Source organism: Erythrobacter sp. SN6-5, from assembly GCF_057364945.1.
Genome location: NZ_CP200282.1, coordinates 1,030,612 through 1,051,054 on the forward strand (window position 1 = coordinate 1,030,612; position 20,443 = coordinate 1,051,054).

Below are 20,443 nucleotides of genomic sequence, written 5' to 3' on the forward strand. Positions count from 1 at the left end.
AGCGGCATGCTAAGCACGCGGCCATGTCTGATGCTCAGCCAATTCCACTAAAGTTCGGCGGTGAAGCGCTGACCGAGGACCGTGCGCGGCGTATGCGCTGGACAGCGACCGGGCTGCTTGCGGCGATGGCGCTGCTGTTTTTTACGACGCATCCCTATGTCGAACTGCATCCGGCATGGGGCTATGTGAATGCCTTTGCTGAGGCTGCAATGGTCGGCGGCTTGGCCGATTGGTTCGCGGTCACCGCTCTGTTTCGCCACCCGTTAGGCCTGCCGATACCTCACACGGCGATTATCCCTGAAAACAAAGATCGCATCGCCGACACTATGGCGCAGTTTCTCCAGGAGAATTTTCTGACTCCGGCGGTTGTGGCGCGGCGCATGGCGGGCATGAATGTCGCGCGCGCGGTGGGCGATTTTCTGGTGGCTCCGGCGCGCACGGAGGACGGCCCTGATCCGCGCTCTCGCATCACTGGCGGTGCGGCGGAATTGCTGGCTGAAGTGCTCGAATCGCTCGATCCCGACCGGCTCGGCAATCAAGTGCGTAGCGGGCTGGGCAACCAATTTGCCAAAATTGATATTTCGCCGCTGGTGGGCCGAATGCTCGAAAGCGCAATCGCCGATGGGCGCCACATGCCTTTGATGGATGGCTTTATCCGATGGGCGGGTCTGACGCTGGAGGATAATGAAGAGACGGTGCGCGAGGTGATCCATGCCCGCGCCAATGCGGTGCTGCGCTGGACCGGCCTTGACGAGCGGATTTCTGGCTCTGTGCTGGACGGCCTCTACAAACTGCTGGCAGAGGTTCTGGTTGACCCGGAACACCCACTGCGCAGTAAGATTGAAGAGGGACTGGCGAAGCTTTCGCAAGACTTGCAGCATGATCCCGACACCCGTGAGCGGGTCGAGAGCATGAAGCGCGACCTCATCGAAAATCCGGCGGTGGCCGAATGGTGGATGGGCGTGTGGGAACGCATCCGCAGGTCACTTATCCGCCGCGCGCGTGAAGCAGACAGCGAACTTGGCAATGAAATGCGTAAAGGCCTGTCCGAGCTTGGCAGCGCGCTTAAACGGGATGAGCGCTTACAACTTCAGATCAATCGTTTCGCGCGGCGCACTCTGGTGGGCGTTGCGACCCGCTATGGCGGTGAAATTGTGACTCTGGTATCTGACACGGTGAAACGTTGGGATGCGACAACGATTACCGGGCGGATCGAAAGCGCGGTCGGGCGCGATCTTCAGTTCATCCGCATCAACGGCACTTTGGTGGGTGGGCTGGTCGGTATGACGATCCATTTCATCATTGGCTTTATGTAAGAAGAACTTTGCCTCCTGCGGGGAATTACGCAGGCCCCTCGCAGTTCTCAGTTTGGCAATAGGCGCTAGCAGCAGTGCATGCCTATCCAAGAACCAGCACCTGCCCCAAAAACGATCTCCCTCGCCGCCGGAGCGCAGGCGGTGATCAATGGCGCTTTGGTGACTGCGCAGCGGGCGTGCCAGCTTGAGGTTGGATCAGGTGCTTATGTGCTCACTGGCCGGGCGCTGTGGCGCAGTCAGCGTGAACGCTCTAGCAGTGCGGATGCGCTGTATTATGCGACGTTAGAGGCTTGCACGACACCGCAAGCCTTTGAGCTTGGGCGTTTCCAGTTGTTTGCCGCCCTTAGCGAGGTTGTAGCGCAGGATCGCACCCACCAGTCGCAGAAAGAATGCGCAGCCTGCGCCGCGGCTCTGGTCGCTGGCGATGCGGAGGCTGCGCTGGCGAGCGCGCGCCGATTGGCCGATGTTACCGCGACCAAAGCGAAGCGCACGCCCGGCTCCCGCAGGGCGCCTGCTAAGCGGCGGGAGCAGATCGTATCGAACGTTACGGTTTAGTTGTTCACTTTGTATGTGATCGAAGTCAGATAGTACGATGCCATCGGCGCACCATTGGCATCTAAGGTCGACTCAAAGCGCGCTTTGGTCATCTCTTTGCATGCGGGGGATTCGAGTGATTTGTTGAGCGTCGTCTCGTTGATGACACAACTGGTTACGCTCCCGCTCCGGTCGACATTTACACGCAGTCGGACAATGCCTTGCTCGCCTTTGCGCAACGCTGTTCTTGGATAATTATCGGCAATTCTCTGAACAACCACATCTTCGTTTATCCATTCAGGGGCCTTTGTAGCGCTCTTATGCTTCTCGACGTCCAGTCCCCATTCGCTTACAAGACTTTGCGTGCACTGGTTGAGCACTTTGAAGACTTCACCGAGTTCGCCCGTTTTGAACATCACGCTTCGGTTACGTTGCTTGAACTCCACGAATTCGACGGAGCTTGCTTTTTCAGTGTTTAACTGTGGGAGGATGCCAAGCATGTAGCCTTGATCTTGGTCTTCAAGTGTCATTGTGGAGTAGATGATAGCGTCGCCCACGCTCTCGATTGTGCCCATGAATGGCTGCGTTTCACGCGGCTCTTGGGCGTTGGAGAATTTCACATCGACAGGCTTATAGGCACGGAAACGATCAAAGCCCGGTCCTGATGCGGTGAAGCCAAAGGTTGCCTTCGGTCCCCATTGCTCAAAGAACAGGACATGGCGGTTCTCCCCATCGCCAAACACGCGGGCAAGGCGGCATTTCTCGGCGGCAAAATCAACATTCCATTTGGAACTTGGCTCAAGCACGACCGGCTCTGCCTTGGCATACGCTGGACTCGCGGCGCCGATACCCAAAGCGGCCGCCACCAACACTTTCAATCCTAACCGCATATATGCCCCCACAAAGCAAAACCTCCGCCCCACAATAACGGGACGGAGGTTAGCTTCAACCTTAAGTCTTTATGCAGGGCGGCTGGTTAGCCGAGCTTTTGCGTCAACTCCGGCACTGCATTGAACAGATCGGCGACCAGACCGATGTCCGCCACCTGGAAGATCGGTGCATCTTCATCTTTGTTGATCGCGATGATCACTTTGGAGTCTTTCATGCCCGCAAGGTGCTGGATCGCGCCGGAGATACCGATCGCGATATAGACCTCTGGAGCGACGATCTTGCCGGTTTGGCCGACTTGATAATCGTTCGGAACATAGCCCGCATCCACCGCAGCGCGTGATGCGCCGATGGCCGCGCCAAGCTTGTCAGCCAGCGGAGTGATGACGCTTTCGAAGGTTTCGCTGTCTTTCAGCGCACGCCCCCCAGAAACGATCACGCCAGCGCTGGCGAGTTCTGGACGGTCGCCGCCATCAGCGATTTCGCTGCTGACAAAGCTGGAGATGCCCGCATCGCCAGGGCCGCTTGCGTCTTCAACCGCGGCTGATCCGCCGCTGGTCTCTGCCTTGTCAAAGGCCGTGCCGCGAACGGTGATCACCAGTTTAGGATCGGCGCTCTCGACAGTGGCGATGGCGTTGCCGGCATAGATCGGACGGGTGAAGGTCTTGCCGCCTTCAACCGAAAGAATGTCGGAAATTTGCATTACATCAAGATGCGCAGCAACGCGCGGAGCGATGTTCTTACCGCTCGTCGTCGCAGGGGCGAGGAAGGCGTCATAGCTTTCCATCAGGCCCGCCACCAATGGTGCAATGTTTTCAGCGAGGCCATTGGCGTAAGCGGCATCATCCGCCTTCAGCACTTTTGAAACGCCAGCAATTTGCGCAGCGCCATCAGCAACGGCGCCGCAATTGTGGCCCGCGACCAGCGCGGTCACATCGCCCAGCTTGCCAGCAGCGGTGACGACAGCCAGTGTGGCGTCATTGACGGATGAATTGTCGTGTTCGACGAGAACCAGAGTGTTCATGGTCTTTGTTCCTTATCCTGCTCAGGCGCGCGCTTCACGCGATACCCAGAGCCTTGATCTTTTCAACCAGCGCATCGACGTCGGCGACCTTTTCACCGGCCTGACGAACGGGAGGCTCAGCGACATTGGTGGTCGTGAGGCGCGGGGTCACATCGACACCGAAATCGGCTGGGGTTTTGCTGTCGAGCGGCTTCTTCTTCGCCTTCATGATGTTCGGTAGCGAAGCGTAGCGCGGCTCGTTGAGACGCAGGTCAGTGGTGACAATTGCTGGCAGCGTCAGCTTGACGGTTTCAAGACCGCCATCGACTTCGCGCTTCACTTCTACGCTGTCGCCATCAACTGCGACGGTGTTCGCAAATGTGCCTTGCGGGCGTCCCATCAGGGCGGCGAGCATTTGGCCGGTTTGGTTCGAATCGTCAGAGATCGATTGCTTGCCAAGCAGCACGAGACCGGGCTGTTCTTCGTCCGCAATCGCTTTCAGAATTTTCGCAACGGCAAGCGGCTCAACTTCTTCATCGGTTTCGACCAGGATCGCGCGGTCTGCGCCCATGGCGAGCGCGGTGCGCAGCGTTTCCTGAGCCTTGGCTGGACCAATCGAGACAGCGACGATCTCTTCGGCTTTGCCTGCCTCTTTGATGCGAATCGCCTCTTCGACAGCGATTTCATCAAATGGGTTCATGCTCATTTTGACATTGGCCAGATCAACGCCTGTGCCGTCGGCCTTAACGCGCGGTTTCACGTTATAATCAATCACCCGTTTGACGGGGACGAGGATTTTCATCGCAGTTCCTTCCTTATGGCGCCCAGGCGCAAATCTACTGAAAACCACCCTAGCTTGCGTTTACGTAAACGTCAAGTTGAGTGGGCGGCCGAATCTTTTTCCATTTATTTGTCGAATTGCGGTCTCGCGCTACGTCTTTATCACGTCAACCCTCTGCTTTGAGGCATGATGCGCTAATGTTGCAGATGGGCGGACGTTCTGGATGGGAGACATGCAATGTTTGCAATTGGACGTGTGATTGGAGCAGTATTAGCGGCGGTCGTGTTGATCTCAACGGCTGCGGCGACGGATTTAGTATCAGAAACGCGTTTGGGCGAGGAGGGATTTATCTCACCTCCCGCCGCATTGGCGCAAATGGATTGGCTAGTCGGGCAATGGCAAGGCGAGGGCATTCAGGGTGCGCCCGCGATGGAGAGCTGGCTTCCCGCAACGGGGCCGACCATGGTCGGAACCTTCGTCCAGCAGACCGGTGAAGGTGACATCATGTTCACCGAGCATCTCTATCTTATGGAGGAAGAAGGCTCTCTGGTTTTGCGGCTGAAGCATTTTAATGCAGACCTCACCAGTTGGGAGGAAAAGGACGATATGCTCACCTTTCGCCTGGTTGCGATGGAGAAGTGTGCAGCGTACTTTCGGGCTCTGACCTTGCGCTGCGCGGATGCTGACAAGCCGGGCGAGGGTCTAGTGGCAGCTGTGCGGATGCAGTCGGGAGCGGAATTGGTGTTTCGGTTTAGCCCCGCGAACAAGGCACGGCGGACGGGGCAATAAAGAAGGCGGGGTTTTGGCCCCGCCTTCGTTGCGATCTTGAAAGATCAAGCGGTTAAGCCGCCTGTTTAACCTCAGCGACGATCTTCTTCGCCGCGTCGCCCAGATCATCCGCAGCCACAATTGGCAGTCCGGAATTGGCAAGAATGTCTTTACCCTGCTGAACATTGGTACCTTCGAGACGGACCACCAGCGGGACAGACAGGTTCACGTCTTTTGCCGCTTGCACGATGCCGTCGGCGATGATGTCGCATTTCATGATCCCGCCGAAGATATTGACGAGGATGCCTTCGACCGCTGGATCCTTCAGGATGATCTTGAAAGCTGCAGTCACTTTCTCGGTGGTTGCGCCGCCGCCTACGTCGAGGAAGTTTGCCGGGAAGGCGCCGTTCAGCTTGATGATATCCATTGTCGCCATGGCAAGGCCCGCGCCATTGACCATGCAGCCGATGTTTCCATCGAGCTTAATATAAGCAAGGTCATATTCTGACGCTTCAACTTCGGCTGGATCTTCCTCGGTTTCGTCGCGCATCGCCTCGATGTCTTTGTGACGATAGAGCGCATTGCCATCAAAACTCATCTTGGTGTCGAGCACGAGCAGGTCGGCCTTGCCCTCGGCGTTCGGCTCGGTCTCAACCAGCGGATTGATTTCCAGCATTTCGCAATCGCTCGCCATAAAGGCGGCATAGAGCTTGGCCGCGAGCTTCTGACACTGCTTGTTGAGATCGCCGGAGAGCTTCAGGGCGAATGCAACGGCGCGGCCATGATGCGGCATAAAGCCTTGCGCGGGGTCGATTGTGATTGTCGTGATCAGTTCCGGCGTGTTGTGCGCCACGTCTTCGATATCCATGCCGCCTTCGGTGGAGGCGACCATCGCGACCTGACCGCTGGCCCGGTCGACCAGCATGGCGAGGTAATATTCGCTTTCGATATCAACGCCGTCGGTCACATAAAGGCGGTTGACCTGTTTGCCCTCGGCCCCGGTTTGAATGGTGACGAGCGTGTTGCCGAGCATTTCCTTCGCGTGGCTCTCCACTTCATCGAGCGAAAATGCCAGGCGTACGCCGCCCTTTGCATCTTCTGGCAGTTCCTTGAACTTGCCCTTGCCGCGTCCACCAGCGTGAATTTGCGCCTTTACGACATAGAGTGGCCCGGGCAGTTGCTTCGCGCCAGCGACGGCTTCTTCCACGCTCATCGCGGCATGGCCTGCTGGCACGGCAATCCCGTGTTCCTTAAGCAATTCCTTGGCCTGATACTCGTGAATGTTCATCGGTGGCTGTCCTTAATTCGTAAATTCGGGGAGATAATGTTGCTACGTGCCTAAGCATGGATTCACCGGCTTGAAAAGTGTGGTTTGTACGGCCACGACTAAACGCTCACATGATTGATCGAACTCGCCTTCAAGAAATCGTCCGCGAAGCGGGCCGGATCGCGCATTCGCGCTGGCCGGGTGATGGCCACGCGCTGAGCACGTGGGAGAAGACGCCGGGCGATCCTGTTAGCGAGGCTGACCTTGAGGTTGATGCCTTTTTAAAGCGAGAGCTGGGCGCGCTTCTGCCCTCGGCGGGCTGGCTGTCAGAGGAAACCGCCGACGATCCGGGTCGGCTCGACAATGATTTGATTTGGCTGGTGGACCCGATTGACGGCACGCGCGATTTCATTCGCGGACGGCCTGGATGGGCGGTGTCCGTGGCCTTGATCAGTGCTGGTCGGCCCTTGATTGGAATGCTCGCTGCCCCTTCACGCGGAGAGGAATGGATCGCGGAGGCGGGCAAAGGCGCGACGCTTAATGACCAAGCGATCACCGCTTCACGGCGGACCGAATTTTCCGGTGCGCGCATTCCGATTGATCAATTGCCTGGTCCCGATTCTGATCTGGTGATTGTCGAGAAGCCCAATTCGATCGCGCTGCGCATTGCGATGGTGGCGGCAGATATGGCGGATTTGGTCGCGACATTGCGCTGGGGCTATGAGTGGGATGTCGGCGCGGCGACGCTGATCGCGCGTGAAGCGGGCGCGCAGGTCTCCGATGCGTTTGGCGTGCCGCTGGGCTATAATAAACGGGATCCGCGCGCCTTTGGCGTGTTGGTCAGCTCACCTGAAATTCACGGCGCAGCGGTTGAGCGGATTGCCGAGCGGGCGGAGTCTCTCTCCAAATAGACTTAGGAAAAAACAACAGCGCAAGCCTAGAAAGTTCGGGTGGCCGAAGGCGCAGCCCGCAAGGGCCTTGCGCCCGCCCGTAGCGATGCGATCTTTGATCGCGTGAGCGAGGATAGCCAAGCGAGCGGATGCGAGCGCTGAGCGCTTGAGACGAAAAAGAAAAAGGGTCAGGTTTCCCCGGCCCTCCTCGTAATATTGAAAGACGAATGTTTATGAGCCAGCGCGGGCCGCGTTCACGTCGTCTTGGCTGATCGGTACGATCTTGATCTCGACCCGGCGGTTCAGCGGCTCGTTGACATTGTCGCCGGTCTTCACGCGCAGATAATCATAGCTTTCACCAAAGCCCTGGGTTGCCATCCGGCTGCGTGCAACACCGCGCGACCCAAGGTAATCGGCAACCACCTGCGCGCGCTGTTCTGACAGGCGCTGGTTCAGTGCATTCGAGCCGGTGGTGTCGGTAAAGCCGTACACATCGACCAGACTGTTGGGATATTTGATCAGGCTGTCGGCCACCGTGTTGAGCGTGTCGTAGAACCCGGGATTGATATCGGCTGATCCGCTGGCGAAGGTGACACCATCTGGCAGGCGCACCAGAATCGCGTCTTGATCGCCGATCTCTTCGACATCAACGCCGCTGCCTGCGGTTTGCTCGTCAAGTTCCTTGATCTGGTCGTCAAATTGCTTGCCGAAAACCGCGCCGGCAGAACCGCCGATGCCTGCGCCAATGATGCGGGCCGTATCGCCGCCGACCACGCCGCCGAGCAAATAGCCCAAAGTGCCGCCCAGAACCGCGCCAATACCGGTCCGCGAGACCTTTTGCTGTCCGGTGTTAGGGTCCGTGACACAGGCGCTGGTGCCGAGCAGCGCGATGGCCGCTGTGCTCGATAGGAAAATTCTTGCTGTTTTCATTGTCGTTGTCCTCCTCGACGGCTCAAAGCTCGCACAGATCGTGCTTCGCGCGCAAGTGTCAGCGCCCAAAGCTGCGCTGATCTGGCGTGCATGTGCCTTGGCCTGCTTTTCGGCAAGCTGAATAAGGTTAATTCTTGTAAACCATAGATCGCGGAAGCGGTTTTTGAGCGCATGGATACGAGACCGGCTGGCAAGGCCGAACAATTGTGCTAGCGGATAGGGTGTGACCCCCTTTCCTTGGCCAGACTTGTTCATCATTTTTGGATTGATCGTGCTCAACGGCGTATTCGCCATGTCAGAGCTTGCGATTGTTTCGGCGAAGACCGCGCGCCTCAAGGCGAAGGCGGAGGACGGATCTTCGGTGGCCAAGACCGCGCTGGAGCTGGCGGCTGATCCGGGCAAATTCTTGTCCACCGTGCAGATCGGCATCACTTTGGTGGCGATTATCACCGGGGCGTATTCCGGAGCCAGCCTGGAGGAGCCTCTGGGTGAGCGTCTGGTCCCAATGGGCGTGCCCGCAGACATGGCCGGTGATGTCGGGTTTGGCATTGCGATTGCGGTGACCACCTATCTCAGCCTGGTGATCGGGGAGTTGGTGCCAAAGCAGCTGGCGCTGCGATCCTCGGTACCAATCGCGCTGGTTATGGCGCGACCCATGGCCTTGATCGCTCAGATCGCCGCCCCGCTGGTCTGGTTGCTGGATAAATCGTCCGCCGGGATCATTCGCCTGTTCGGCATTCGCAAGGGCAGCTCCAATTCGGTGACCGCTGAGGAATTGCAGATGATTTTCGCTGATGCGACTCGGTCCGGCGTGATCGAGGCGGAGCAGCATCAAATTCTGACCGGCGTTGTGCGCCTGGCCGAGCGGCCTGTGCGCGAAATGATGACACCGCGCACAGAGCTCGACTGGATTGATATCGGCGCGGATGAAAAGGCGATTAAGGCCGCGATTGAAGACAGCCCGCACTCGCTGCTGCCGATCGCCGACGGCTCGCCCGACAATGTGCTGGGCGTGGTGAAAGTGCGCGAAGTTCTGGCCAAGATGGTGGCCGGAGAAGAGGTCTCGCTCAAGGATATGATGCGCAAGGCGGAGGTTGTGCCGGATCAGCTTGACGCAATGGATGCCCTGCGGGTTCTTCAGCAGGCGGATATTGCGCTCGCCATGGTGCATGACGAATACGGCCATCTCGACGGCATCGTAACGCCGGTCGACTTGCTCACCGCAATGGCGGGCAATTTTGTGAGCGACAAGGACGAAGGCGATGAGCCTGATCTGATCGAGCGGCCCGATGGCTCTCTGATCATCTCCGGCGCGATCTCAGCGGATGCTTTGGCTGACCGGCTTGGGTTGGACTATGATGACAGCCGCGAATTCGGCACAGCCGCGGGCTATGTCTTGTCAGTGCTCAAACGCCTACCGGTCGCGGGCGACATGTTCAGCGACCAAGGCTGGCGCTTTGAAGTTGTGACAATGCACCGTCGCCGGATCAGCAAGATCCTGGTGCGTAAGGACGCGGAGGCTCAGCCCGGTACAACCGTCTGAGCCGACGCGCCGTCACCCTCTGGCGCAGCGATAATATCCCGCGTCACGCGTCCCTTGGCGACTGTATTGGTGCCTTCATCGCCCACTTGTGAACGGATGCCCGGTGCCGCGGCCCCGGCGCGGTCAAGCGCGCTGGTTTCCACCTGGCTGCGTGCAGCAGGACCGCCAAAGATGGCTTCCAGCGCTTGCTCAGAGGCGGTGCCTTCGGCTGGACGCGGCGCGCCCGGCGCAGGCGGGGCAAGGTTGAAATCTGGCGGAACCACCAATGGTGCCTGGCGCTGAACGGCGAATTCATCAGGCCGATCGCGGTTGAAAATGCCCGAGCCTCCGCACGCGCCCAGCATGGCACTGGTCGAAATCAGAAGGATAGCAGTTTTGTAGGCACGCATTGCAAATCTCCGAGTCAATTCTCAGCTGGCCGCTCAGCGTTAAGCTCGCCGACTGGCTCTTCAGCGGTTTCTGTATCACTCTTATCGCTCGCAAAAAAGCTGCGAATAAGGATTAAGACCACGCCGATGGTGATAGCGGCATCGGCGACGTTGAAAACAAGGAATGGGCGAAACGTGCCGATATGCAAATCGGCATAATCGATCACATAGCCAAATTCATAGCGGTCGCGGATGTTTCCGATGGCTCCGCCCAGGATCATGGCAAGGCCAATGATGTCCCCCATCAGCCTCTCTCGCATGATCCAAACCAGCACGACCAGCGCGATCAGCGCGGTCATCCCGACCAGCGCCCAGCGCATTTCCATACTGTCGGCCTGCAACATCCCGAGCGAGACGCCGCGGTTCTCCACATAGGTGAGGTCGAAAAACGGCAGCAGCTCGATATTGCGCACTTCGCGCAGGGCCAGCGGACCGATCACATACCATTTGATCAACTGATCCACACCCGCGATGATGATCGCCAGCACCAGGCCGATTATTCGGTTGCGGGTGAACAGGCCGCTCATGAGGCCGCATCCAGCTCAGCAATCACATCGTCACAGCGCCCGCACAGCGCGCCTTCCTCAGGCACGTCAGGCAGCAAGCGCCAGCAGCGCCCGCATTTCGCATGAGATGTTTTGACGACGGTCACTTCGTCCCCTTGGCTGCGGCTGACTGTCGCAGTGATGAACAATTCGGCGAGCTGTTCGTCGCTCACGCCTTCCGGCACTGCGCTGGCGGGCACGGTTACCTCGGCCTCCAGGCTGGAGCGGATGGTCTTTTCTCGCCGCAAGGGCTCAATTGCTTCGGTCACGCGCTCGCGCAGAGCTCGTAAGGCCTCCCATTTGCCAGTGTCGGCGGGCACGGTGGGAATGCTCGGCCAGTCGAGCAAATGCACGCTGCCGACATTTCCGTCTTCATCTGGCTCGCCATCTTCGGGATAGCGGCTCTGCCACACTTCCTCAGCAGTGTAGACCAGCACTGGCGCGGCGTAGCGGACGAGCGCATGGAACAGTAGGTCGAGCACTGTGCGATAGGCGGTTCGGCGAGTCGAGTTTTCGCCGTCGCAATAGAGCGTGTCTTTGCGAATATCGAAGAAGAAGGCGGAGAGGTCTTCGTTGCAGAAATCGACCAACAGGCGGGTGTAGCTGTTAAAGTCGTATTCTTCCGCCGCCTTGCGCAGCTTGGCGTCGAGATCACCCAGCAGCGAGAGGACATAGATCTCCAGCTCAGGGATTTCGCCGCCATCCGACATATCGCCGATAAAGCCGTCGAGTGCGCCGAGCATATAGCGGAATGTGTTGCGCAGGCGGCGATATTGGTCGCCGACGCCTTTCAGGATTTCATCGCCAATCCGGTGGTCTTCGGTGAAGTCTACGCTGAGCGCCCACAGCCGGATGATATCTGCGCCATATTGCTCCATGACCTTTAGCGGATCGATGGTGTTTCCGAGCGATTTCGACATTTTCTTGCCGGCCTTGTCCATGGTGAAGCCATGGGTCAGCACTTCGTCGTATGGCGCGCGGCCGCGTGTGGCGCAGCTTTCCAGCAAGGAGGATTGGAACCACCCGCGGTGCTGGTCGCTGCCTTCGAGATAGAGGTTGGCGGGCCATGTGAGGTCCGGCCAGCGGCCCGATTCCAGCACAAATGCATGGGTGCAGCCGCTGTCGAACCACACGTCCAGAATATCGGTGACCATTTCATAGTCATCCGGCTTGTGATCCGGCCCGAGGAATTCGGCCTTGCGGGCCTCTTCCCAGGCATCGACGCCCTCTGCGGTAACGGCGGCGACAATGCGCGCGTTCACTTCCGGGTCTTGCAGATAAGTGCCATCGGGGCGCACGAAGAGCGTGATCGGCACGCCCCAGGCGCGCTGGCGGCTGAGCACCCAGTCGGGGCGTCCCTCGACCATGGAGCCGATGCGGTTCTGGCCCTTGGGCGGGACAAAGTTCACCCGCTCAATTTCCGACATGGCGCGGGCGCGCAAAGTGTCGCCTTCGCCCTTGGGCAGCGCGCTGCCCACGGCTGCGTCCAAGTCTTCCAGAGACGCGGAATGCAGCGAAGACAATGGCTCCAGCGGCTTGTCCATCGGCACAAACCATTGCGGTGTGCAGCGATAGATCACCTTGGCTTTGGAACGCCAGGAATGCGGATAGGAGTGTACGTAATCGGCGGAGGCGCTGAGCAAAGCGCCCGCTTCGCGCAGGTCATTGCAGATCGGGCCATCGGGCGCGTTGAACGGCTTGTTGATGACCGCGCGGCGGCGCGCCTTGCCATCCGCATCGAGGTCATCCGCGCCGAGCCACGGCCAATCATCACGGTACCGGCCATCGTCCATCACCGCGAAAACAGGATTGATGCCATTGGCCTTGCACAGCTCGAAATCATCCTCGCCATGATCGGGCGACATATGGACCAGGCCCGTGCCGCTCTCGGTGGTGACGAAATCGCCTTCGAGGAAGGGGCGCGGGGTGGCGTAGAACCCGCCGAGATGATGCATCGGGTGGCGGGCCTTGGTTCCGGCTAGATCGGAGCCTTTGATCGAGTGAAGCATTCGCTCGAATGGTGCCGAACGTCCTTCACCAAGCCATTCGCCCGAAATCTCGAATATGGCTTTCATGGCACCGAGATCGCTCACATCGACCTTGGCGGCCATCGCATTCAATCTAGCCATGAAATTTGGCACAAGGTCTTTTGCGATCAAAAGCCGCCTGCAATCAAAGGCCAGACCTGCTTCGTCCAACCGCTTCTCTGCTTCGTTTACATCGCCTGCGATTTCGCTGCCGGACTTTCCGTCTTCGATACCGGATAGATCTACTACCAGTGAGAAGACCGAATACTCAACATCCGGCCCATAGGCCAAAGCCTGATTGACCGGGATCGTCCAAGGTGTCGTCGTCCAGATCACCGCATGCGCTCCGACCAGTTCTGGGATGGCGCTCTCGGTGATCTCAAACGCCACATCGATCTGGGGGCTGTCGGTTAGGTCTTCGTACTCAACCTCCGCCTCAGCCAGAGCGGTCTTTTCAACCGGGCTCCACATGATCGGCTTCGACCCGCGATAGAGATTGCCCGCCTCCACAAACTTCATCAGCTCGGCAACAATCGTGCCTTCTGCCTGAGGGTCCATGGTGAGGTAGGGGTTGTCCCAATCGCCCATAATGCCAAGGCGTTTCAGCTGCTCACGCTGGGCATCGACCCATTTTTGCGCATAGGCGCGGCATTCGGCGCGGAATTCCTTTGGTGGAACCTCGTCCTTGTTCTTCTTTTTCTTGCGGTACAGCTCCTCAACCTTCCACTCGATTGGAAGGCCGTGGCAATCCCAGCCCGGCACATAGGGCGCATCCTTGCCCATCAGGTTTTGCGTGCGGCACACCATGTCTTTCAGGATATGGTTCAGCGCATGGCCGATATGCATGTCGCCATTGGCATAGGGCGGGCCATCATGCAGGATGAACTTCTCACGCCCCGCGCGGGTGTCGCGCATGGTGCGGTACAGGTTCGCATCCTGCCAACGCGCGAGAATGCCCGGCTCCTTCTGCGGCAGGCTGGCTTTCATCGGAAACGCGGTCTTCGGCAGGAAGACGGTGTCCTTGTAATCTCGCTGTTCAGTCATCGGCTTTGCATTATTTCCTAGCCAAGACCCGCTCGTGCTGAGCTTGTCGAAGTATGGGCGGGTCGTTCGGTTAACCCTTCGACAGGCTCAGGGCGAACGGCCCGTGGGAATCTCGTGTTGGGCCTCTAGGCAAAAGCTCAACTTGCGGCAAGAAGCCTTCGCGCTTCCTCGCAATCCTTGTCCATCTGAGCGATCAGATCATCTAGGCTGTCAAACTTCGCCTCGCCGCGCAGGAAGTGGTGAAAGGCGATTTCGATTTCCTGGCCATAAAGGTCGCCGGAGAAATCGAAGAAATGCGGCTCCAACAATTCCTTGGGCGGCTCAAACTGAGGGCGAATGCCGATATTGGCGGCACCTTTCAGCTCCTCGCCGGTGGACAGCACTTTGCCGGTCACCGCGTAAATTCCGTATTTGGGGCGCAGATATTTGTCGATCGCCAGGTTCGCGGTGGGATAGCCAATCTCGCGCCCGCGTTTGTCGCCATGTTCGACAATGCCTCGAATTGAGAAAGGTCGGGTGAGCAACTCTGCGGCAAGCTCTGGTTGGCCCTCGCGCAAAGCTTCGCGAATGCGGCTGGAGGAGACAATCGCGCCTTCTCCCTCGACCGGGGATACGACCCGGCTTTTGAGGCCATGCTCGCCGCCAAAGCTGCGTAGCAGATCGACATTGCCCTTCGCGCCCTTGCCAAAGGTAAAGTCCCCGCCGGTCACCACGCCATGCGCGCCAAAGCGCTCAATCAGGATCTCCGTGATGAAGTCCTCTGCGCTGGTGCCGGACAGCTCGGCATCGAAATGAAACACCAGCATAGCGGTCGCGCCCGCGCCTAGGTACAGCTCTTGGCGCTGCTCCAGCGTGGTCAGGCGAAATGGCGGCACGTCTGGCTTGAAAAAGCGCACCGGATGCGGATCGAATGTGGCGATGATCGAGGGACGACCTTCGGCGTGCGCCCAGTCTATCGCCTCACCCGCCACGGCTTGATGCCCGCGATGGAAGCCGTCAAAGTTGCCCAGCGCGATGATCGCACCGCGCAGGGCCTTTGCCACAGGTTCACGGTGATCGAGCCAGCGCATTATGCCTCTGCATCCTGCGTGTCTTTGCGCCCTTGCCGGTGGTAGGTGAGGAAGGAGTAGGCGGGATGGTCGCCCTCGGCGGGGTAGTCTTCGCGGGCGGTGACTTCCCATTCCGCACCAATCGGTTTCATAAAGGTGTCGCCGGAATATTCCGCGTGGATCTCGGTCACTTCGATCCTGTCCGCCAGCGGGCGAAAGACGTCATAGATCGCTGCGCCGCCAACGACCCCGATCTCGCCGGTTTCATTGCCGTCGCGGGCCAGCTCCAGCGCTTCGTCGATCGAATGCACCACCTCTGCGCCGCTGCTGTCCCAGCGATCGCGCCGGGTCAAAACGATGTGGCGGCGGCCAGGCAGCAGGCCAGGCAGGCTCTCAAAGGTCTTGCGCCCCATGATCATCGGGCGGTTCATGGTCAGCGCCTTGAACCGCTTAAGGTCGGCGGGCAGGTGCCAGGGCAGCTTGCCATCCTTGCCAATCGTGCCGTTCCCAGCGCGGGCATAGATCAGGAATATCTCTTCGCTCACGCGCTGGCTTGTCCCGCATCATGGCTCACCCGGGTGACATGGCCCATCTTTCGGCCCTCGCGGGCCTCGGCCTTGCCATAGAGGTGCAAATGCGGCTCCCCCTCTTCGGCCAAGAGGCTGTGCGCCTCCAGCGCGTCTTTGCCGATGATGTTGCGCATTTCGATGCTGGCAAAGCGGGTTTCTGTGCCGCCCAGCGGCAGGCCGCAAATGGCGCGGATGTGGTTTTCAAACTGGCTGGTGGCCGCGCCCTCGATGCTCCAATGGCCGGAATTGTGCACGCGCGGGGCCATCTCGTTGAACACGGGGCCAGCCTTTGTGGCGAAAAATTCGAGCGTCAGGACGCCGACGTAATTCAGCGCATCGGCAACCTGCCCGGCGATGCCGCGCGCGGCCTCAACCTGAGCCTCGACCAGAGGGCCTGCGGGCAGGATAGAGCTGCTCAGCATGCCGCTGTCATGGGTATTGGCGGTGGAATCCCAGAACCGCACTTCGCCATCATATCCGCGCACGAGGATCACCGAAAACTCGGTTTCGAAATCGACCATGCCCTCATAAACGCAGGCGACGCCGGGGAAGCGGATGCCATCCGCGTCATGCGCGGAGGCGACACGCCATTGGCCCTTGCCATCATAGCCATCGCGTGCGGTTTTAAGGATGCCGGGCGCGCCGACCATCTCAAGCGCTCTGGCAAAATCCGCATCATCTTCAACGCGTTTGTATGGGGCTGGTTGTGCGCCTAACCCTTCGACAAATCTCTTTTCATTGAGGCGATCCTGCGCCACCTCGAGCGCCTTTGGGCTGGGGGCCAGCATCGTCTCTGGCAATGCGTGAACCGTGCTGAGCGGGACGTTCTCAAACTCCCACGTTATCACATCGCATTTTTCCGCAAAGGCGGCGAGCGCGGCGGTATCACTCCAATCGTTCTCGAAGAAATCCGTGCAGACATCGCGCGCGATATTGTCGCCTTTGGGCGCGTAGCCAATGCAGCGATAGCCAAGCTGGAGCGCGGCAACCGCCAGCATTCGGCCCAGCTGACCGCCGCCCAAAATGCCAATTGTCGAGCCGGAGGGAAGCGTTCTCATTTCGCCCTTTTAATCCTGCGGTGTTTCAGTGACGGCGGCGCTGCGCGCGGCACGCCAATCTTGCAGCCGCTGCGATAAGCCTTCGTCAGACAGCGCCAGAATGCTGGCGGCAAGCAGGCCAGAATTGGTTGCGCCTGCCTCGCCAATCGCCAGCGTTCCAGTGGGTACACCGGCGGGCATTTGCACGATTGAGAGCAGGCTGTCCCAGCCCGACAGAGCCTTGGACTGAACCGGCACGCCGAGCACCGGCAGATGGGTCATCGCCGCTATCATGCCGGGCAAATGGGCCGCCCCGCCAGCGCCAGCGATAATCACGTCAAAGCCTTCGCCTTCGGCGCCTTTGGCAAAGGCGGCCATCCGGTCAGGTGTGCGGTGGGCCGAGACGATCCGCGCCTCATGCTCCACTTCCAGCTCTTCGAGCACTTCGGCGGCGCGTTTCATGGTCGGCCAGTCAGACTGGCTGCCCATGACGATGGCGACTTTGCCGGTGGTTTCTTTGCCCATACGCCCCTCAGCTGTCCTTCAAATAGTACCGCTCGCCCGGGACCATCGCATCATCAAAGTCATAGATGATCGGCTCACCGGTGGGAATCTCGAGGCCAGTGATGTCCTCATCTGAGATATTCGAAAGATGTTTCACCAGCGCGCGCAGCGAATTGCCATGCGCTGAAATGATCACCGTCTCACCACTGGCCAGCACCGGCAGGATCGCGCTTTCCCAATAGGGTAGCACGCGTTCAATTGTCAGCTTCAGGCTTTCGGTTTGAGGCACATCAATCCCGTCATAGCGTGGGTCTGCGCCGGGATCATATTCACTGCCCGGCTCGATCGGTGGGGGCGGTGTGTCAAAGCTGCGGCGCCAGATATGCACTTGCTCATCGCCATGCTTATCGCGCGTTTCTTGCTTGTTTAGGCCGGTTAGGCCGCCATAATGCCGCTCGTTGAGCTGCCAGTTCTTGGTCACCGGCAGCCACAACAGGCCCGCTTCTTCAAGCGCGAGGTTGAGCGTTTTGATCGCGCGGGTTTGCAGCGAGGTAAAGCAGGTGGTCGGCACCACGCCCTTTTCGCGCATCAGCGCGCCTGCGGCCTTGGCCTCGGCGATGCCTTGCTCGGTCAGGTCAACGTCCCACCATCCGGTGAAACGGTTCTCCAGGTTCCACTGGCTCTGGCCGTGGCGCACGAGAATAAGCTTAGGGATGGTGTTTCTCCGGATTTCCGCTTTGCTGTTCCGAGCCACCCGCTCCCTCCGCCCTTCCACCCGGACACTTTCGGATACGATCCGGGTGGAAGGGCGGAGGGAGCGGGTGGCCCCGGTTGCCCATAAATTTAAGTCAAACGCACTAGCCCCCGGCGTCGTCCTTGGAAACCCTGCTTTCGCCCGATTCGTCCACGCCGCTCGCAAGATCACGGCCTTGCGCTTTGCGGCGGCGCAGATTCTCTCGCAATTTCGCGGCCAAACGCTCCTCGCGCGACAGATTATTGCTTTTGCTGTCATTCATACGAAACGCCTTGCCGATATCGGGCCTCAGGTTCAAGCGCCGCTTGACATTGGCGCTGCACCCAACGATAGGCGCGCGTCTTGAACAGGCGCCGCGGTAGCTCAGTGGTAGAGCGCGTCATTGGTAATGACGAGGCCGAGAGTTCAATTCTCTCTCGTGGCACCATTTTCTTTGATTTGTGTTCCGCATCCCATCCGGGATCCGAGTGCACCCTTACAAACATTGCCCGTCATCCAGCACGAAATCCGCGCCGGTGATAAACTCCGCCGCGTCAGAGCACAGCATCAACATCACGGCATCCAGCCCCTCGGCGCCCATCAGGCGCCTGCGCGGAAAGCCGTTCATCTGCCGCTTGCCAGCTTCGGTCTCAAACCAGTCATTGTTGATATCGGTGCGGATATAGCCGGGCGAGATCGTATTCACGCAAATGCCAGTGCGCGCCCATTCCTTTGCCATGCTGCGTGCGGCCTGGACGACGCCTGCCTTGCTGGCGGCATAGGCGACGAGGCCCGGTGCTGGCTCAAAGGCGGTGATGGAGGCGATCATGACAATTCGGCCATTCATTGTGCCCGCATCAATCATCCGCCGCGCACCTTCACGCGCGGTCAGGATCGCGCCTTTTAGATTGATGTTCAGCGTTCGCTCTATCTCTTCTTCGCTGGTCTCGATCGCCATGCCTTGACCATCAATACCGGCATTGGCGATGACAGTATCAACAGTACCAAACGCGGCCTCCGCCGCGTCGAACCCTGCGACAATGTCCGCCTCTAAGCCGACATCCATCGTTATCGCGGAAGCTGCGTCACCGATTTCGCTGGCCAGGGCCTCGAGCCGGTCCTTGCGCCGCGCGCCGAGCGCAACATTCGCGCCGCTGGCCGCCAATATGTGGCCAAAGCGCATGCCCAAGCCTGAAGAGGCCCCTGTGATCAGCGCATTGCGCCCACTCAAATCTGCAGAAATGCTCATGCAACGGACTATGGCGATGGAAGCGGATGGCCGTCTACAGATTTCTTTAGGGTGGCCGCATGTTTGCAAGGCCCCCTTGCGCAAGGCCCACTCACATGCGCTAGGATGCGGCAAGCAGCGAACACCGCCTTTTGGGGACAGCCATGGATTTTAACCTGACCGATCAGCAGCGCGAGCTGCAGGAAACCGCGCGCAAATTTGCCCGTGCTGAACTGCCAGAACTTGCGCGCGATATGGAGACGAACGACTTTCCAGTGCTTAGCCGATATGCTGCGGACCTATGGCGAGATGGGGTTTCTTGGCGTCAACCTGCCAGAGGAATATGGTGGTCTGGGTCTGGGCCATATTGAGGCGCTGATCGTGCTGGAGGAATTTGCGCAAGTTTCCAACGCGGTCGCCTTTCCTGTGTTTGAGGCGCTGACCGGACCAGTGCGCACCATTGACCGGTTCGGCTCCCCAGAGATGAAAGCGCGCATCCTGCCTGAGGTAATTAAGGGCGAGAAGATTGTGGCCGTCTCAATGTCGGAGCCTGATGCCGGGACAGCTCTGACGGACCTTACGACGAAGGCGGTGGCAGACGGAAGTGACTACATTGTCAATGGTTACAAGCGGTGGACCAGCGGCGGCGGGCATTCTGATTATTACGTCACCTATTGCCGTTTCACCGACGATCCGGGCGCAAAAGGGATCGGTGCGATCCTTCTCGAGAAAGACATGCCGGGCATGCAGTTTGGCAAGCGCGAGGAACTGATGGGCTTTCGCGGCATCCCCACCGCCGACTATGCCATCGAGGATGTGAAAGTGCCGGGCGAGAATGTGATTATCGGCGCTGGCGGGTTCGGTAAGCTGATGAGCGCTTTCGGACTAGAGCGCTGCGGCAATGCGACCCAGAGCCTGGGCGTTGCGGCGGCGGCGCTGGAACAAGCGCTCGCCTACACGCAGGAGCGCGAGGCGTTCAGCAAACCAATCGTCGATTTTCAAGCCGTACAGATGAAGCTGGCTGAGATGGCAATGAAGGTCGATGCGGCGCGTCTGCTGATCCACCGTGCGGCGGTGAATGCGTCCAGCAATCCTGATGGCCTGCCCAGTGTTTATGAGAGCAGTCTCGCCAAATGTTATGCTAATGAAATTGTGCGTGAGGTTGCGGCGCTCGGCATGCAAGTGATGGGCGGTTACGGCTATCACAAGGATTACGGGATGGAACAGCGGCTGCGTGATGCCTATGCTTGGGGGATCGCAGGCGGCGCAATCGATGTGCAGAAGACCAATATCGCCAGCGCAATGGTGGGCCGCCGATTCAACCAAAGGGCGTAATTGGGACTTGTGCGGCGCGGCTGT

General features: G+C 59.1%; 21 protein-coding genes and 1 tRNA gene. 7 read left to right on the forward strand and 15 right to left on the reverse strand.

Annotated elements, in window-relative coordinates:
- Positions 1-92 precede the first annotated feature (92 nt).
- On the forward strand, positions 93-1,316 hold the full coding sequence (locus AC0V6Z_RS05105; RefSeq protein ID WP_472640850.1) for a DUF445 domain-containing protein: 1,224 nt from the start codon (positions 93-95) through the stop codon (positions 1,314-1,316).
- A 78-nt stretch (positions 1,317-1,394) separates the two neighbouring features.
- Positions 1,395-1,871: a flagellar biosynthesis repressor FlbT gene (locus AC0V6Z_RS05110; protein ID WP_472640293.1), complete on the forward strand. Its 477-nt coding sequence runs from the start codon at positions 1,395-1,397 to the stop codon at positions 1,869-1,871.
- Here the strand turns inward: AC0V6Z_RS05110 and AC0V6Z_RS05115 are convergent.
- The 3 genes from AC0V6Z_RS05115 to AC0V6Z_RS05125 all read right to left on the reverse strand — a co-directional run bounded on the left by AC0V6Z_RS05115 (position 1,868) and on the right by AC0V6Z_RS05125 (position 4,543).
- Positions 1,868-2,740 carry an energy transducer TonB gene (locus AC0V6Z_RS05115; protein ID WP_472640294.1) on the reverse strand — a complete coding sequence of 291 codons (873 nt, stop codon included), beginning with the start codon at positions 2,738-2,740 and terminating at the stop codon, positions 1,868-1,870. The two genes, AC0V6Z_RS05110 and AC0V6Z_RS05115, sit on opposite strands and share 4 nt — an antisense overlap.
- An 86-nt stretch (positions 2,741-2,826) precedes the next feature.
- Positions 2,827-3,762 carry an electron transfer flavoprotein subunit alpha/FixB family protein gene (locus AC0V6Z_RS05120; protein ID WP_472640295.1) on the reverse strand — a complete coding sequence of 312 codons (936 nt, stop codon included), beginning with the start codon at positions 3,760-3,762 and terminating at the stop codon, positions 2,827-2,829.
- 34 nt (positions 3,763-3,796) lie between these two features.
- Complete coding sequence (locus AC0V6Z_RS05125) at positions 3,797-4,543, reverse strand: electron transfer flavoprotein subunit beta/FixA family protein (protein ID WP_472640296.1); 747 nt, start codon at positions 4,541-4,543, stop codon at positions 3,797-3,799.
- A gap of 216 nt (positions 4,544-4,759) precedes the next feature.
- Between AC0V6Z_RS05125 and AC0V6Z_RS05130 the strand changes: the two genes are divergently transcribed.
- A complete protein-coding gene (locus AC0V6Z_RS05130; RefSeq protein ID WP_472640297.1) occupies positions 4,760-5,311 on the forward strand; it encodes a DUF6265 family protein in 552 nt (183 codons plus the stop codon).
- A gap of 52 nt (positions 5,312-5,363) precedes the next feature.
- Here AC0V6Z_RS05130 and sucC read toward each other — a convergent pair whose 3' ends face one another.
- A complete protein-coding gene (sucC, locus tag AC0V6Z_RS05135; protein ID WP_472640298.1) occupies positions 5,364-6,578 on the reverse strand; it encodes an ADP-forming succinate--CoA ligase subunit beta in 1,215 nt (404 codons plus the stop codon).
- Positions 6,579-6,688: 110 nt separating this feature from the next.
- Between sucC and AC0V6Z_RS05140 the strand changes: the two genes are divergently transcribed.
- On the forward strand, positions 6,689-7,468 hold the full coding sequence (locus AC0V6Z_RS05140) for a 3'(2'),5'-bisphosphate nucleotidase CysQ (RefSeq protein WP_472640299.1): 780 nt from the start codon (positions 6,689-6,691) through the stop codon (positions 7,466-7,468).
- 210 nt (positions 7,469-7,678) lie between these two features.
- On the opposite strand, the gene AC0V6Z_RS05145 is transcribed toward AC0V6Z_RS05140, so the two are convergent.
- Positions 7,679-8,377, reverse strand: coding sequence for a YiaD family glycine zipper/OmpA-like lipoprotein (locus AC0V6Z_RS05145; protein ID WP_472640300.1), 699 nt, complete (start codon positions 8,375-8,377; stop codon positions 7,679-7,681).
- Positions 8,378-8,600: 223 nt separating this feature from the next.
- On the opposite strand from AC0V6Z_RS05145, the gene AC0V6Z_RS05150 reads away from it, so the two are divergent.
- The gene (locus AC0V6Z_RS05150; protein WP_472640301.1) at positions 8,601-9,920 is read left to right on the forward strand and encodes a hemolysin family protein; all 1,320 of its coding nucleotides are present in this window, start codon (positions 8,601-8,603) and stop codon (positions 9,918-9,920) included.
- On the opposite strand, the gene AC0V6Z_RS05155 is transcribed toward AC0V6Z_RS05150, so the two are convergent.
- The 9 genes from AC0V6Z_RS05155 to AC0V6Z_RS05195 form a co-directional block, all read right to left on the reverse strand.
- Positions 9,899-10,309 carry a DUF3035 domain-containing protein gene (locus tag AC0V6Z_RS05155; protein WP_472640302.1) on the reverse strand — a complete coding sequence of 137 codons (411 nt, stop codon included), beginning with the start codon at positions 10,307-10,309 and terminating at the stop codon, positions 9,899-9,901. The genes AC0V6Z_RS05150 and AC0V6Z_RS05155 overlap by 22 nt on opposite strands.
- 14 nt (positions 10,310-10,323) lie before the next feature.
- Entirely contained in the window at positions 10,324-10,875 is a 552-nt protein-coding gene (gene lspA, locus AC0V6Z_RS05160; RefSeq protein WP_472640303.1) for a signal peptidase II, read from the reverse strand.
- Positions 10,872-13,964 carry an isoleucine--tRNA ligase gene (locus AC0V6Z_RS05165; protein WP_472640304.1) on the reverse strand — a complete coding sequence of 1,031 codons (3,093 nt, stop codon included), beginning with the start codon at positions 13,962-13,964 and terminating at the stop codon, positions 10,872-10,874. Before AC0V6Z_RS05165 ends, lspA begins: the two co-directional genes overlap by 4 nt.
- A gap of 137 nt (positions 13,965-14,101) precedes the next feature.
- Positions 14,102-15,034: a bifunctional riboflavin kinase/FAD synthetase gene (locus AC0V6Z_RS05170; protein WP_472640305.1), complete on the reverse strand. Its 933-nt coding sequence runs from the start codon at positions 15,032-15,034 to the stop codon at positions 14,102-14,104.
- Positions 15,034-15,558, reverse strand: coding sequence for a dihydrofolate reductase (locus tag AC0V6Z_RS05175; RefSeq protein ID WP_472640306.1), 525 nt, complete (start codon positions 15,556-15,558; stop codon positions 15,034-15,036). Before AC0V6Z_RS05175 ends, AC0V6Z_RS05170 begins: the two co-directional genes overlap by 1 nt.
- Positions 15,555-16,640, reverse strand: a complete 1,086-nt coding sequence (locus AC0V6Z_RS05180) for a 5-(carboxyamino)imidazole ribonucleotide synthase (protein WP_472640307.1) — start codon at positions 16,638-16,640, stop codon at positions 15,555-15,557. Before AC0V6Z_RS05180 ends, AC0V6Z_RS05175 begins: the two co-directional genes overlap by 4 nt.
- Positions 16,641-16,649: 9 nt before the next feature.
- Positions 16,650-17,144, reverse strand: coding sequence for a 5-(carboxyamino)imidazole ribonucleotide mutase (gene purE / locus AC0V6Z_RS05185; protein ID WP_472640308.1), 495 nt, complete (start codon positions 17,142-17,144; stop codon positions 16,650-16,652).
- 7 nt (positions 17,145-17,151) lie between these two features.
- The gene (gene gpmA / locus AC0V6Z_RS05190) at positions 17,152-17,838 is read right to left on the reverse strand and encodes a 2,3-diphosphoglycerate-dependent phosphoglycerate mutase (RefSeq protein ID WP_472640851.1); all 687 of its coding nucleotides are present in this window, start codon (positions 17,836-17,838) and stop codon (positions 17,152-17,154) included.
- Between the two features lie 142 nt (positions 17,839-17,980).
- Positions 17,981-18,139: a hypothetical protein gene (locus AC0V6Z_RS05195; protein WP_472640309.1), complete on the reverse strand. Its 159-nt coding sequence runs from the start codon at positions 18,137-18,139 to the stop codon at positions 17,981-17,983.
- A 90-nt stretch (positions 18,140-18,229) separates the two neighbouring features.
- Here AC0V6Z_RS05195 and AC0V6Z_RS05200 point away from each other — a divergent pair.
- Positions 18,230-18,304 (forward strand) — tRNA-Thr (locus tag AC0V6Z_RS05200).
- A 48-nt stretch (positions 18,305-18,352) separates the two neighbouring features.
- Here the strand turns inward: AC0V6Z_RS05200 and AC0V6Z_RS05205 are convergent.
- A complete protein-coding gene (locus AC0V6Z_RS05205) occupies positions 18,353-19,105 on the reverse strand; it encodes an SDR family NAD(P)-dependent oxidoreductase (RefSeq protein ID WP_472640310.1) in 753 nt (250 codons plus the stop codon).
- Between the two features lie 267 nt (positions 19,106-19,372).
- Between AC0V6Z_RS05205 and AC0V6Z_RS05210 the strand changes: the two genes are divergently transcribed.
- Positions 19,373-20,419, forward strand: coding sequence for an acyl-CoA dehydrogenase family protein (locus AC0V6Z_RS05210; RefSeq protein WP_472640311.1), 1,047 nt, complete (start codon positions 19,373-19,375; stop codon positions 20,417-20,419).
- Positions 20,420-20,443: the final 24 nt, after the last annotated feature.